Annotated in this window: 11 protein-coding genes and 1 CRISPR repeat array; of the genes, 4 read left to right on the top strand and 7 right to left on the bottom strand. The window is 40.3% G+C overall.

What is annotated here, in order from left to right:
* Positions 1 to 233: 233 nt before the first annotated feature.
* From hypE to hypB, 3 genes are read left to right on the top strand one after another with little or no spacing between them, the layout of a single operon-like run.
* The gene (gene hypE / locus GSQ19_RS02810) at positions 234 to 1,337 is read left to right on the top strand and encodes a hydrogenase expression/formation protein HypE (RefSeq protein ID WP_011321272.1); all 1,104 of its coding nucleotides are present in this window, start codon (positions 234 to 236) and stop codon (positions 1,335 to 1,337) included.
* 18 nt (positions 1,338 to 1,355) lie between these two features.
* Positions 1,356 to 1,697 (top strand): hydrogenase maturation nickel metallochaperone HypA, encoded by a 342-nt coding sequence (gene hypA, locus GSQ19_RS02815; protein WP_011321273.1) that lies wholly within the window; start codon positions 1,356 to 1,358, stop codon positions 1,695 to 1,697.
* Complete coding sequence (hypB, locus tag GSQ19_RS02820) at positions 1,688 to 2,533, top strand: hydrogenase nickel incorporation protein HypB (RefSeq protein WP_011321274.1); 846 nt, start codon at positions 1,688 to 1,690, stop codon at positions 2,531 to 2,533. The genes hypA and hypB overlap by 10 nt, the downstream gene beginning before the upstream one ends.
* Before the next feature lie 39 nt (positions 2,534 to 2,572).
* Here the strand turns inward: hypB and GSQ19_RS02825 are convergent, their stop codons facing one another.
* Positions 2,573 to 2,785, bottom strand: a complete 213-nt coding sequence (locus tag GSQ19_RS02825) for a hypothetical protein (RefSeq protein WP_041456455.1) — start codon at positions 2,783 to 2,785, stop codon at positions 2,573 to 2,575.
* Positions 2,786 to 2,794: 9 nt separating this feature from the next.
* Positions 2,795 to 5,213: a CRISPR direct-repeat array (repeat unit 37 nt; unit sequence ATTGCAATTAACTAAAATCCCTATCAGGGATTGAAAC).
* Between the two features lie 179 nt (positions 5,214 to 5,392).
* Here GSQ19_RS02825 and GSQ19_RS02830 point away from each other — a divergent pair.
* The gene (locus tag GSQ19_RS02830) at positions 5,393 to 6,634 is read left to right on the top strand and encodes an HhoA/HhoB/HtrA family serine endopeptidase (RefSeq protein ID WP_041456457.1); all 1,242 of its coding nucleotides are present in this window, start codon (positions 5,393 to 5,395) and stop codon (positions 6,632 to 6,634) included.
* A 121-nt stretch (positions 6,635 to 6,755) separates the two neighbouring features.
* On the opposite strand, the gene GSQ19_RS02835 is transcribed toward GSQ19_RS02830, so the two are convergent.
* The 6 genes from GSQ19_RS02835 to glgB form a co-directional block, all read right to left on the bottom strand.
* Positions 6,756 to 7,127 (bottom strand): sulfite exporter TauE/SafE family protein, encoded by a 372-nt coding sequence (locus GSQ19_RS02835; RefSeq protein ID WP_011321277.1) that lies wholly within the window; start codon positions 7,125 to 7,127, stop codon positions 6,756 to 6,758.
* A gap of 72 nt (positions 7,128 to 7,199) precedes the next feature.
* Positions 7,200 to 8,174: an acetamidase/formamidase family protein gene (locus GSQ19_RS02840; RefSeq protein WP_011321278.1), complete on the bottom strand. Its 975-nt coding sequence runs from the start codon at positions 8,172 to 8,174 to the stop codon at positions 7,200 to 7,202.
* Between the two features lie 130 nt (positions 8,175 to 8,304).
* Positions 8,305 to 9,375: an IS630-like element ISAva6 family transposase gene (locus GSQ19_RS02845; RefSeq protein WP_011316335.1), complete on the bottom strand. Its 1,071-nt coding sequence runs from the start codon at positions 9,373 to 9,375 to the stop codon at positions 8,305 to 8,307.
* A 145-nt stretch (positions 9,376 to 9,520) separates the two neighbouring features.
* Positions 9,521 to 11,443, bottom strand: a complete 1,923-nt coding sequence (locus GSQ19_RS02850; RefSeq protein ID WP_011321279.1) for an Hsp70 family protein — start codon at positions 11,441 to 11,443, stop codon at positions 9,521 to 9,523.
* A gap of 12 nt (positions 11,444 to 11,455) precedes the next feature.
* Entirely contained in the window at positions 11,456 to 12,355 is a 900-nt protein-coding gene (locus tag GSQ19_RS02855) for a hypothetical protein (RefSeq protein WP_011321280.1), read from the bottom strand.
* Positions 12,356 to 12,503: 148 nt separating this feature from the next.
* Positions 12,504 to 14,792, bottom strand: a complete 2,289-nt coding sequence (glgB, locus tag GSQ19_RS02860; protein WP_041457054.1) for a 1,4-alpha-glucan branching enzyme — start codon at positions 14,790 to 14,792, stop codon at positions 12,504 to 12,506.
* Between the last annotated feature and the right edge of the window lie 112 nt (positions 14,793 to 14,904).

Here is a 14,904-nt window from a genome sequence, read left to right on the forward strand (position 1 = left end):
CAGTGGCAAAGATATGGGAATCCGATTTGATTATTGAAAATATCTAAGTATCTGTGGGGTGGGCAATGCCCACCCTACGTATGTTTCAAAAATCAAATACTAGTCCTATATGTAAAAATCACGCCACAAGGGGTTGGGGTATTAGACCATATCCTTTCAACAACTGACAACTGACAACTGACACGGAAATCTTAATAAATACTCTCTTAATTACAAACTACGAATGATAAAAAATGGACTTTTCAAAAACTAACTCAGTATCAAATCCCCTGTTTCAAAAAATCGAACAAGTCCGCCGTCGCCCAGCTAAAGTAAAAGATACTCACATTAATTTGGCACATGGTAGCGGCGGTAAAGCCATGCGCGACTTAATTGATGATATTTTTGTTAGTAATTTTGATAATCCTCTTCTCTCACAATTAGAAGACCAAGCCAGCTTGGATTTATCTAGTCTTTTACAACAGGGAGATAGGCTAGCTTTTACCACAGATTCCTATGTTGTAGACCCCTTATTTTTTCCTGGTAGTGATATAGGAGAATTAGCAGTAAATGGCACAGTTAATGACTTAGCTATGAGTGGTGCTAAACCCTTATATCTTACCTGTAGTGTAATTTTAGAAGAGGGATTACCAACAGAAACCCTCCGCCGTGTCGCTACCAGCATGAAAATAGCCGCCCAAAAAGCTGGAGTGCAAATTGTCACAGGTGACACTAAAGTTGTTCATCGTGGTTGTGCGGATAAACTCTTTATTAACACTGCTGGTATTGGTATTATTCCCAGTGGCGTTAATATTTCTGCACACAATATTCAACCAGGAGATGCCATAATTGTTAATGGTGAGTTAGGCAATCATGGGGCAGCAATTTTAATCGCTCGTGGGGAATTAGCTTTAGAAACAAATATAGAAAGTGACTGTCAACCGTTGCATGATTTAGTCGCAACTATTCTCCATGTATGTCCCCAAGTTCACGCCATGCGGGATGCTACACGAGGAGGTTTAGCAACAGTTTTAAATGAATTTGCCCTAACTTCTAATGTAGGAATACGCATTCATGAAGCATCTATACCTGTGCGTGAAGAAGTCAAAGGAATTTGTGAAATTTTGGGTTTAGACCCTTTATATTTAGCTAATGAAGGCAAATTAGTAGTAGTGGTTAGGGCTGAACAAGCACACACAGTTTTATCTGCAATGAAGTCTCACCCGGTGGGTAAAGATGCGTGTATTATTGGTGAGGTTATTGCTTCTCCTCCAGGAGTAGTGTTTCTAAAAACTACTTTTGGTACAGAACGGATTATTGATATGCTAGTAGGCGATCAACTACCACGTATTTGTTGATAATAAGTAGAGCGTTTCATGCACGAACTAGGAATTACGCAAAATATCGTAGCCATTGTTAATGAATATGCTCATGGTGCAAAAGTGCGCCGAGTTTTGCTAGAAATTGGTAAACTTTCAGCTATTATGCCAGATGCGATAAAATTCTGTTTTGATATTTGTAGCCAAGGTACAGTCTTGGAAGGTGCAGTATTAGAGATTTTGGAGATTCCTGGTTTAGCTAAATGTCGCCAATGTGGTGCAGAAATTGCTTTAGAGAAACCATTTGGAATATGTAATTGTGGTAGTGTGCATTTAGATTTAATTACTGGCGAAGAACTGAAAATTAAAGAGATAGAAGTTGAGGAAGTATGTGTGTAACCTGCGGTTGTTCTGATGATGCTGACGGCACAATCACTAATTTACAAACAGGTGAGATGGAACATAATCACCATCACCATACCCATAATTTGCCAGATGGTACTGTGATTACTCACTCCCATCATCACGACAATGAACCATCGCAAATTCATGCAAAAATTCACGGCACAACTATATCTTTAGAACAAGAGATTTTAGGAAAAAATAACCTATTAGCTGCCCAAAATCGGGGATGGTTTAAAGGTCGAAATATTCTCGCTCTCAATCTAATGAGTTCCCCTGGTGCAGGAAAAACAACTCTTTTAACTCGCACCATTAATGATTTAAAACATAAATTACCTATAACCGTCATTGAGGGCGACCAAGAAACAATTAATGATGCCCAAAAAATTAAAGAAACAGGGTGTCAAGTTGTTCAAATTAATACTGGTACAGGCTGTCATTTAGATGCTTCTATGATTGAACGGGGTTTACAACAATTAAACCCACCCATTAACTCAGTTTTAATGATTGAAAATGTCGGTAATTTAGTTTGTCCAGCATTGTTTGATTTAGGCGAACAGGCAAAAGTTGTCATTCTCTCGGTGACGGAAGGCGAAGATAAACCAATCAAATATCCCCATATGTTCCGTGCTAGTGAGATTATGATTCTCACTAAAACTGATTTGTTACCTTATGTGCAGTTTGATGTGCAGCGTTGTCTAGAATATGTACAGCAAGTAAATCCCAATATGCAGGTTTTCCAAGTTTCTGCAACTACAGGTGTGGGATTAGATACTTGGTATCAATGGCTAACGCAGAAAGTAGCCAATTCTCCACAACCAGTAGTGATGTAAGCAGTAACTTTGCGTCAACCCATAGATGTTTTTCCAAACTTATGAGATTTTCTGCTGGAAAAGCTTATCCCCTATGGGTTTGAAGTGGTTTTGACTCGCTATGAGGTTGACGCAATCACCAAATCTCTTACAGTCACTGATTTCCACATATTTTTTAGGTACTACCTCTTGACAAAGCGATCGCTCAACAGCTACCTTAGTCACAAGTTCACGCAACCGCACCTTGAAAACCAAATATATCAAGCTTTCCATGCCTGAGCCATTGCAATTAACTAAAATCCCTATCAGGGATTGAAACATACCTAGATTCCCACCGAATACAATCCAATTGATTGCAATTAACTAAAATCCCTATCAGGGATTGAAACAATTCATTAAGCCTAGACGATCTTGTCTGCACTCGATATTGCAATTAACTAAAATCCCTATCAGGGATTGAAACGATGAGCTAATTTCCAATGCCAGTCTTTACGACGGTTGGCGATGATTGCAATTAACTAAAATCCCTATCAGGGATTGAAACAGCAATTCTCAAATCAGCCCGCCACAAGCAATTTATTGCAATTAACTAAAATCCCTATCAGGGATTGAAACGTCAATTGGTTTAAGTTGTAGCACTCCTATCTTATATTGCAATTAACTAAAATCCCTATCAGGGATTGAAACATCGCAAGAGATGTAACGCCTAAGAGTAAAAAAGAATTGCAATTAACTAAAATCCCTATCAGGGATTGAAACGTAAAAATCATGATTTTTACTATTGAAAAAATCCTGATTGCAATTAACTAAAATCCCTATCAGGGATTGAAACCAATTTAACTTATTTGATAGTGATATCTATCGGTATATAATTGCAATTAACTAAAATCCCTATCAGGGATTGAAACAAAGAAGTTGCAAGTAGAGCTAATTTAGCAATCACATTGCAATTAACTAAAATCCCTATCAGGGATTGAAACACTATGTATGGGGGTGAATATTAGTGGCATTTCGTCCACCCATTGCAATTAACTAAAATCCCTATCAGGGATTGAAACACTATTCTCTGCCGCTAAATCAAAAACAGAGCTAATTGCAATTAACTAAAATCCCTATCAGGGATTGAAACCAACTTACTGGGACAACCGCAGCAACCACCTTAATATTGCAATTAACTAAAATCCCTATCAGGGATTGAAACGAGTTGGTTCGACTGATAGTTGATTTGAACAAGATTGCAATTAACTAAAATCCCTATCAGGGATTGAAACGCACCTGAGATGACGCAAGCAGCAAAGGCAAGCATTGCAATTAACTAAAATCCCTATCAGGGATTGAAACAAAGTTGGTTCCGCCATAAAACTGATTTTTGAATTGCAATTAACTAAAATCCCTATCAGGGATTGAAACGGGAACGCGCCCTTAAGGTTTATGAAATTGTCTAATTGCAATTAACTAAAATCCCTATCAGGGATTGAAACTAAATCGGTCGAGCTAGTAACGCTTCGGCTTGCATTGCAATTAACTAAAATCCCTATCAGGGATTGAAACAGTGGTATCTTTGGCACAATCTTCAGGATTGTCGATTGCAATTAACTAAAATCCCTATCAGGGATTGAAACCGAGTTACCGCCCCTTTAATCGGTAGGGACAGGATTGCAATTAACTAAAATCCCTATCAGGGATTGAAACGGAATCAGGGAAAGGGTTAGGACCTGCAAGATTATTGCAATTAACTAAAATCCCTATCAGGGATTGAAACAGCGAATTAACACTTTATTAACCTTCTCTATTTGTATTGCAATTAACTAAAATCCCTATCAGGGATTGAAACTAAATTCCTTAGCTAAATCCAATAAGGCCAAGGAAATTGCAATTAACTAAAATCCCTATCAGGGATTGAAACTATGGAATCCTGGCAACCTACGGGCTGAGGAATATTGCAATTAACTAAAATCCCTATCAGGGATTGAAACAGAAGACGGGGAGGAGGAGAAATGCAAGCTAAAACGATTGCAATTAACTAAAATCCCTATCAGGGATTGAAACCTGGATATTTATCCAAATGCCGATCCTCTATCGAATTGCAATTAACTAAAATCCCTATCAGGGATTGAAACAGCTGCGCGACATCGCCAAGTATTACAAAATCCATTGCAATTAACTAAAATCCCTATCAGGGATTGAAACCTAGCGATCGCCGCCGCCTTTACCCCTTCTAAATATTGCAATTAACTAAAATCCCTATCAGGGATTGAAACCCTATACAGGGTTCACAAACACTATCCAATCTAGGGATTGCAATTAACTAAAATCCCTATCAGGGATTGAAACAAAAAATCCAAAAGGGCATATATCTCTTTGTATCGATTCGATATTGCAATTAACTAAAATCCCTATCAGGGATTGAAACAAGTAAGCCAATACTGAAGTTTTCGTGTTATATTATTGCAATTAACTAAAATCCCTATCAGGGATTGAAACCAACCCAGAATCGGCTTATCATACACCAGAGATAAATTGCAATTAACTAAAATCCCTATCAGGGATTGAAACTCCTTAATTGACTCTAAAGCACTATATACAATATCAAATTGCAATTAACTAAAATCCCTATCAGGGATTGAAACGCAACATTCGTTTCTACAATAATATTGGTGTAGCATTGCAATTAACTAAAATCCCTATCAGGGATTGAAACGTAGGAAAAAATAGATTTGTTGTACTCGCAACATTGAGTTCCAATTAATACAACGCGAATCCTTAGCCCCTAAAATCGAGAAATATTGCAACTCTTCATCAAAAAGCAATAACAAAGCAACAAAACTGTCATAAATGCTATCTAAAGTAATAATAAACATAGTTTCCTCGCTCAAGGCCATGCAAAACCAAGTACACGATGAATCTCAACCCTTAAATCCTAAAAACCAGAATCACGCACCTTGGAAAAAAGCGGCTGCATCTCTATCACTAGTACTGCTGGGATCTGGTATGACTTTAGCTGGTGGATATTTAGCAGGAAACCAGCAACAATTGGCACAAAAAGCATCTGACTTGGCCGTGAGCCGAGTAGATGCAGCACCGCCATTAGGAAATAACACAGACCCCAACTTTGTAACTCAAGTAGTACAGAAAGTTGGGCCGGCTGTTGTGCGTATTGAAGCGTCTCGGACTGTCACATCTCGATTACCAGCCGAATTTAACGATCCATTTTTCCGTCGCTTCTTCGGTTCCCAACTACCTCAACAACAAGAGAGAGTACAACGGGGTACTGGTTCCGGGTTTCTTATTAGTGCTGATGGTAGTATTCTTACCAATGCTCACGTTGTTGATGGTGCAGATACGGTGCGAGTCATCCTCAAAGATGGGCGCAGTTTTCAGGGTAAGGTATTAGGTACAGATAATTTAACAGATGTAGCTGTTGTCAAAATTCAGGCAAATAACTTGCCGACCTTAGCAGTGGGTAATTCTGACCAATTACAACCTGGACAATGGGCGATCGCTATTGGTAATCCTTTAGGTTTAGATAACACCGTCACCACAGGTATAATTAGTGCAACTGGACGTACCAGCAATCAAATTGGCGCACCAGATAAGCGTGTAGAATATATTCAAACTGACGCAGCAATTAATCCAGGTAACTCTGGTGGCCCCTTGCTGAACTATCGTGGTGAAGTTATTGGGATGAATACCGCCATTATTCAAGGCGCGCAGGGTCTAGGTTTTGCCATCCCTATCAAAACAGCACAGCGTATTTCTAATCAACTTATAGCCACAGGTAAAGTACAGCATCCTTACCTGGGTATTCAAATGGTAGGATTAACACCCCAAGTCAGACAAAACATTAACTCTGACCCCAATAGTGGTTTGAGTGTTGATACAGACAAGGGTGTTTTAGTGGTCAGAGTCATGCCAAATTCGCCAGCCGCAAGAGCAGGGTTACGCGCTGGCGATGTTATTCAAAAGCTGAACGGCCAATCTGTTACGGATGCTAGTAATGTACAAAGAGCCGTAGAGAACGCTCAAGTCGGTGGACAATTGCAGCTAGAATTATGGCGCAATGGTCGAAATGTTAACTTAGCTGTACAAGCAGGCGCTTTCCCGACTCAACAGGTGGAATAGGGGTTTAGGGGTTTAGGGGTTTAGGGGTTTAGGGGTTCAAAGCTGTTAAACTCTTACACCCTCACACCCTCACACCCTCATACCCTCATACCCTCATACCCTCATACCCCTAATCCTTCAACTAACGTACTAATAAATATCTGAAACCAATGGCTAACAAAAAGATGCCGTATAGTTTTTTCATGGTTTCGCTCGTAATAAATGGCTGATTGGCAAACATCGCGCCAAATAAGTTGCCAACTAATAAGCCTACTGCAATAATCACAGCATATTTAAAATTAATATTGCCGCTACGATGATAAACAGCTGCTCCTAAAAGCCCAATGGGTAAGATTTGGGCTGCAATAGACGTACCAGTGGCAAATTTTTGATCAAGCCCCATTAATAGAACCATTGCTGGAACCATAATTGCGCCACCACCAATGCCAAACATTCCTCCAGCAACACCAGCAGCCAGTCCAATTAGCAACAGTTGTACAAGTAAATTAGACATACAAACGTGTAATTTCTCTGTGAATTACAAATAATTTTAGGTGAAAAGATTGGTTGATAAATAGGAGGATTTCTAATTTATTATTACTTTCATAGCTTTCTCAAACAATTTTTTCGGTAGTAAACCATGCACACCTTTATTGGGACTGTTGACAACTTGAGTGATACGAAAATTCACCGCTAAACTACACAAAACATAAGCATCTTCTGGAGATAAATTGACGAAATGTTCCAGAAAATCAATCATATTTTTGAGGGCTTGTTCTAATGCTGCATCTAAAGTTGGTGCAAACCCCATTGTGATGATATCAGTGGGCGTTTCTGCAATGGGTGTAGTGAAGTGCAAATCCTTACGCAGGGTTAACTGGATACGGCCATTCATGGAAGTTTCAATCGCCGTCACATTAACTTCGCCATCCCCCTGGGCTGAATGTCCGTCACCAAGGGAAAATAAGCCGCCAGGGACAAATATCGGCAAAAATATGCGAGAGCCTGCTTGAAGTTCACGGTTGTCTATGTTACCGCCATAATAGCCAGGGGGAACGGATGACCGAGAATCTTCTGGGGTAGCGACACCAAGGATACCAAAAAAAGGCTTGAGGGGAATTTTAATCCCGCTATTGAGAGGGAATTCCGCAGTGTTATTAGCTAAATCTAAGGGAATAAATCTCAAAGCTGGTTGAGTAAACTGATTGGGTAAGGCTCCCCAACCTGAACGAATTGCATTAAACCCAACAGGTAAACTAGGTGCGATCGCCTCTAATTGTACTTCTAAAACATCCCCTGGTTCAGCATCCTTGACATAAATTGGCCCGGTCAGTAGATGCGGCCCGGCGGCAATTTTGCGTTCCGGTGACAAATTTTGGCAGATATCCAAAAATTCTGGTGTGAGAAACTCTGGTGGTGCTTTATCGTAAATGTAATAACCTGTGTAAGTTTCTACATCAATGGTGTCACCAGACTCAACTTTTATTGCTGGTTCTAATAAATTGGAGAAACCGCCTAAATGTACTGTTGATGTGGTGGCTTTAAGGATGTGATGAGTCATCGCCGCTATGCTATTTATTCAGTATTATTGCTTAGAATAGCGAGCTTATGATTTTTTATGCAATCATCAACAAAAACGACTCATATTTCATACTAAATTGGGAAAGGAAGTATTAATTGAATAACTGAGGTCAAATTTGGCAAATCCAATCAAACCCAACCTTGCCATGAACAATTTGAGGGTGAGACATTAACCATTGACAACGAGAAATTAACACAGTTTCTAGTTCATCGAGAGTAGAAAACATCTGATTAGCAACAGCTTCACGTAGAAGCGACCAAACACACTCAGTCGGTTGGAGTTGAGGTGTATAAGCAGGCAGAGGAAACAGAATGATACCAGCTGGCAACATTAATTGTTTACTGGTATGCCAACCAGCTTGATCAACAAGCAAAACAATGATTTTGTGATGATGAGGATTGACTTCAGCGGCAAAAGCATCTAAAGCCATTTGCATGACAGCAATGTTGACTCTGGGTAAAATCAAGAAAAAACTCTCGCCAGTAGCTGGATGGACAAATCCATAAGTATAAAGCCATTGGTAACGAGTGCGATGCACAGCATTGGGACGATGACCTACTGGTGTCCAAACTCGACGGACGATGGGTTTGAGGCCTAATCGAGCTTCATCTTCTGCCCAAACTTCAACTGATTTGTGCGGATGGAGGAAACGTAACAATCGCACAAACTCCGTTAACTCAGTTTTAAACATCTGTCTTTGAACAAAAGTTGCCGCCTCAGTATGCAGAGGTCGTGGTTGTTGCAGACTAAATCCTAGCCTTTTGAGGTAATCCCAAGCTGTAGTGACATGGAGTGTAATTCCAAACTGTACTCGGATCAATTCCCCTACTTTTGGCGCACTCCATAACCCCCCATCTTCTGGTGGTGAAGCTAACCTTTGGCGCAACCACTGTTGTTGCTCGTTTGTGAGTGCAAGTTTTTTTCCTCCTGGTTTCAGTTTCTGTTGATTGATGATTCCGTTTGCTCCTAGCTTGTTGTATCGCCGCACGATTTTTCTCACCCAGTCCCCTGAGAATCCCACAATCTCTGCTACCTTTTGCGCTGACAACTGTGGTTGTTGATTGAGCAATTTAATCACTAACCATCGGGTTTTCTCTTGTGCATCTTCACATCGGCGATAACTTTGTTCTATTTCTTCTGTTGATAGATGCTCTGTTAGTTTTATCCTGGGACGTACCATTTTTCTAGCCTTTTTCCCTCTGCTTCAAATGATACTACCTTTCCCTATTCAGTATCATAAGTATTTGTGGCTGTTCAAAGATGATTTATAAAGTAAACATTAATCCCTATAACAGTTACACAAGCAAATTGACAATTTAGATACATTATTGAATCAAAATTATTGCCTCTTGCACCTTATTAGAAAGAGCTTTTTGTAGTCCTTGCTCAACTTTACTAATTAGTTCGTTAAAAGCATCTTGATTTGCTGTCAATTGTTCTTGAATTACCTTGTCTAACTCAGGCTTAACTTGTTTACACATATCTTCAATTTTCCGGTCGTTCAAAAAACTAGAACGAATCCAACTAGGAACATTGACATTTGTTTTAATTGCCTCTTTCACCGTCTCTCGATTTAGCTCCATACCTGCTGCTATTACCGAAGCCCCGTAAACTAATGCAATAGGCCAGGTCAAATGTCCAGTCAGTATGAGAGTGATGATACTGGCGAGAGTACCACCACCAATTAAAACATTAACGATGAATGCTACGGTTTCGCCTAAGATAGCGTCTCCAATACGCAACTCTGGGTTAACTAAAGCAGGCTCAATACTATCTTCAAATCTCAAACTGCTTCTGGGTATATGGAACTTGCGACATATCGGGTCAGTTTCTGCGGCTAAATCTGGTTGAATTTTCTGATTAAACCAACTGATACATTGGTTGTTAACTATCTTTTGAGCTATATCACTTTGCAGCCACTTTTCTGCTCGCTGCTTCATGGAGGTTTCCAAATCAGCTAAAGTACGGATTTGGTTTTTTTGCCAATCTTTTACTCCTGGTCTAACTGCGTTCTCAATTAACCCCTCGGCTAATGGCTTGGTCAAGGATTCTATTAACTCTGGAATATGTTTACCAATCAATTCTTTGAGCTGGTTGGATTCCAACAGTTTATTGACTTCTTGTTTAAAAGCATTAGCTCGTAAGTCCCAGCGTCCCACCCGCGCTAAACCCAAGGCAATACATCTTTCTGGCTCTGGGTCTGGACGCAGCAGGGTTTGTGGTTCAGGGAAAAATTCCTGACAAAGTTGATGGGTAAATTTCATCCGAGATGCACCACCAGTCATTAACACTAGTTTCGGTGTGATACCTTGCTGGTCTAACTTTTGTTTTGCTTCCTTTAATGCTGAGTGAAATGATTGTAACCAACTTTTTTCCCCTAGTTCGGGTAAAGGTTGGTTCAATATTTCTTCCATCATTAATTTGTTGACTTGGGGGATAAAATAAATCTGTTCGTTGATAGATTCAAAGCCACGGGCAAAGGATTGAGAATCGCTATAAAGCTGTTCGTTAGAAAAGTAATCTTCCTTAGCTTTGCGACAGGCTAATTCACAACGCGCTTGATGATGGGGATATTCCTGAAATACTTTTTCTAGTAATGACTTTTGTTCGTGTTTGGCGAGAGTTTTAGTAAAAATAGCTTGATCAATTAAAGATGCTCCTAAAGCATTATTACCAAAATCTAAAGGTATTTCTTGTAAGCTTTTAACTAAGGTAAAATCTGTAGTTGAAGAACCAATATCAACAATTAGTACTGACGAAATAAGTTTTTCATATTCTAGTTTCCCGGCTTCCTTAGCCTGCATAAAAGCTGCCCTTGATTCGGGAACAACATTTAGCAAAGAAATGCCGGCTTGTTGTAGTAGTTGTCGATATTCGGAACGTTCTTTCACTGACCATCCTGAAGGACAACCAACGTAAAAGTAAGTATTGTCTTGAGTTTCAATTTGCCTACTTTGTTTTAGTAGGTGGTAGTAGGTGGCAATAAAAGTACTAATGGTTTTGCGATATTTGGGATCGTTATTGGGTTTTTCCTTGAAAGTAATTGCTAGTTGCGTCACACCAGCTTGAATTAAGGCTTGTTCACCGACTAGATAACCTAATTGAGGATGCCAACCCAGTGCTGTGATTTGGTTTTTTTTGTTATTAATCTCCAACATTTGGGGCGGTTCGATACTCTCCACAATTGCCTTAGCAACTGCTGTTTCACCGTGTCCCAAATCAAAACCGACTATTTCTAAAATTTCCATACTACATATTGTCTATGATTCTCTGGCTTGCGAGTATGCTGGCTCAATTACCCTACCCCGTCTTAGCAAGCGATCGCCTCTCAACAAAGCTGGCGTAATCGTGACATAATCTTGGTTATCAGGGTCGATACTTGGCTCAAAGTCAAAATAAGTGCGATCGCTATCAGGTTCTTTTGCTTGGTAAATTTGAGCGCGAATCCCTTGAGACATCAAAACTTGTGGCAAAAGTTTCGTTAGTTCCATCACCATCTGGGGTTTATTCAAAGACGACGCACCCATAAGTCTTTGCAAGAAATTCAAGAGTTCCGGCAATTCTTCCATATTCCGTTCATCTTTGGCTTTGTCAGAGTCAGCAAATCTAGCAACTACTAAATCGATAGTGTTGAGTGCATCACTCAGTTGAGCTAAAAGAATTGTGCTATCTACTTTGAGGATAGGTTTAGCTAGTTCCCTGACCTCCGGTAAGCTTGAACCATTTTTATCAAGTTGCAGCACCACCTCCAATCCTAGCAGCACAGAAGCGAGTAAAATCCCCATCCATGCGCCTGGGGTGGTATTTGTTAGATAAAATAACCAACATAAAATACCTGCATAAAGTAGTACTTTTAGCACTTTCAAAATTAATCTATTGGGGGAAGACGTAAGCGCTAGATTAGTAATTTGTTGATGTTCTGCTACCTCAATCTGAGCAATTCCAACCGCCCCAAGAGTGGGGATTGACTGACGCAACACATCTAAAAAAAATGCAGCTAAACGCACTTGAGTTATATTGAGTTCGCTAACATAAATTCTTTCTAGATTGTCAAGTTCATTTTGAACGAGTTTAACTACATCTTCAATATTACTTAAGTTATTAATCTCTGTCTGAAGTTGATTACCTTCTTCGCTAAAAAGTGAAGTTATCGTTTTCATTACGATGCTTAAAAATTAAATTTTTGCCGGATCATTTTATGCTTGTGTGCAGTATATCTATTTTAGAGCGATTATTTGGAAATGCTTGACAAAAGTAAAGGATGAGCGCCTAGCCCATCCCTAAGATAAAAACAATGTGATGTATTGTTTAAGAACCTGATGCTTTAGCCGTTTTTTCCTTATCCATCTTCAAAATCAAAACTCCCAGAGGTGGTAAACATAAATCCAGTGAATAGGGGCGACTGTGCATCGACCAATCATCAGTCCACTTACCACCTAAGTTACCCATGTTGCTACCGCCATACTGACGAGCATCACTATTGAATAACTCGGTGTAAAAACCTTTTTCTGGGACACCAATACGGTAATGAGAATGAGGCTGGGGTGTGAAGTTACAAACCACCACAACGAAATTCTCAGTATCTTTTTCACGGCGAATAAACGAGACTACGCTGTGGCGATTATCGCTACAATCAATCCAATCAAACCCTTCTCTAGCAAAATCTAAAGTGTATAAAGCAGGTTCAGAACGGTAAAGTTTATTCAGTTCAGTGAAGAATTTTTTCAACTGTTGGTGTGGTTCAAACTGTAACAAAGGCCACTCCAAGTCAGCCCAAACATTCCACTCACTCCATTGCCCAAATTCCATGCTCATAAACATGGTTTTCTTACCTGGGTGAGCAAACATATAGGCAAACAGACAACGCACATTTGCCAACTTCTGCCACTTATCACCAGGCATTTTACCGATGATATTGCTCTTACCATGTACGACTTCATCATGGGATAGAGCCAGCATGAAGTTCTCACTGTGGTTATACCACATACTAAAGGTGACGTTGTTTTGGTGGAATTGCCTAAACCAAGGGTCCATGCTGAAATAATCCAGCATATCGTGCATCCAGCCCATGTTCCACTTGAGGTTAAATCCTAAACCACCTGTGTAGGTAGGCCAAGACACCATCGGCCAATCTGTGGATTCTTCCGCAATGGAAAGCACACCAGGAAAATAGCTAAAAAGCAAGTGATTTACCTGACGCAGAAAATCTGCTGCTTCTAGATTTTCTCTACCACCGTACTGGTTAGGCAACCATTCGCCCTCTTTGCGACAGTAGTCGAGATAAAGCATGGAAGCCACCGCATCAACACGAATACCATCTATGTGGTATTTGTCAAACCAGAACAGGGCATTTGCTACCAAAAAGTTGCGGACTTCGTTCCGGCTATAATTGAAAACCAGAGTCCCCCACTCTTTATGTTCACCTTTACGGGAGTCGGCGTGTTCATATAGGTGAGTACCATCAAAGAAGGCTAAACCATGCCCATCCTTGGGGAAGTGACCAGGAACCCAATCGACAATTACACCGATGTTGTTTTGGTGACACTGATCAACAAAATACATAAAGTCTTCAGGAGTCCCAAAACGCGAAGTAGGGGCGTAGTATCCTGTTACCTGATAACCCCAAGACCCATCAAAAGGATGTTCGGCGATTGGTAATAATTCTATGTGGGTATATCCTAGTTCTTTAACATAGGGAATGAGTCTGCTGGCTAGTTCCCGATATGTTAAAAAACGTGCGCCTGGATTGAGTTCTGAAGCAATGACTACAGGCTCAGTTTCACCATTAGGTAGTTTAGCTGGTTCTGCACTAGCAGCGTGTAACCAAGAACCCAGGTGTACTTCATAAACTGAAATCGGCTGGGTTAAAGGATCTGTATGACGGCGCTGTTCTAACCAGTTTTCGTCACTCCAGTTGTATGAATTTAAGTTACTAACAATTGAGGCTGTTTTGGGGCGGGGTTCTTGTTGAAAACCGAAGGGGTCGGATTTTTCATAAATATGCCCTGCAAAATTTTTGATTTCGTATTTGTAATGCTCCCCTACCCCGATTTCGGGAATGAATAATTCCCAAACGCCAGTAGCGCCTTTACGCATCTGATGTTTACGTCCATCCCAGAGGTTGAAATCTCCCAAAACAGAGACATTTCGAGCATTGGGGGCCCAGACTGCAAAGTAAACACCTGTAACGCCATCTACTTCTGTGAAATGCGCTCCCAGTTTTTCGTAAATGCGATGGTGATTACCTTCAGCAAACAAATGTAAGTCAAAGTCTGTTAAACGAGGGGAACGAAAAGCGTAAGGATCGTAGGAAACACGCTCATGTTCTCCTTCTTTAGTTTTTAACTGGTAGTTTGATAGTTCGGAAGTTTCAATAATACATTCAAAAAAGTGTGGATCATGCACCGTCTGCATGGCGTATTCTTGCCGTTGTTCTGGAAGAACGACCCATGCTGCACTGGCATTTGGTAGGTAGGCTCTCACAACCCAAACGTTTTTGCCGTTTTGTTCTATGGGATGAGAACCGAGGATTTCAAAAGGATCATGATGCTGGTTCCAGACGATGCGGTTAACCTGTTCAGGAGCGATCGTGGTCATGGGCATTAAGCTACCTACGTAGAATAAATTGGTTGACTAAATTGAGTTTTGTATATATATATTCTTTACATTTATTTGCAATTTTGTCGCCACCGTTATCGTATCGCACAAT

The organism is Trichormus variabilis 0441, from assembly GCF_009856605.1.
GTDB lineage: Bacteria > Cyanobacteriota > Cyanobacteriia > Cyanobacteriales > Nostocaceae > Trichormus > Trichormus variabilis.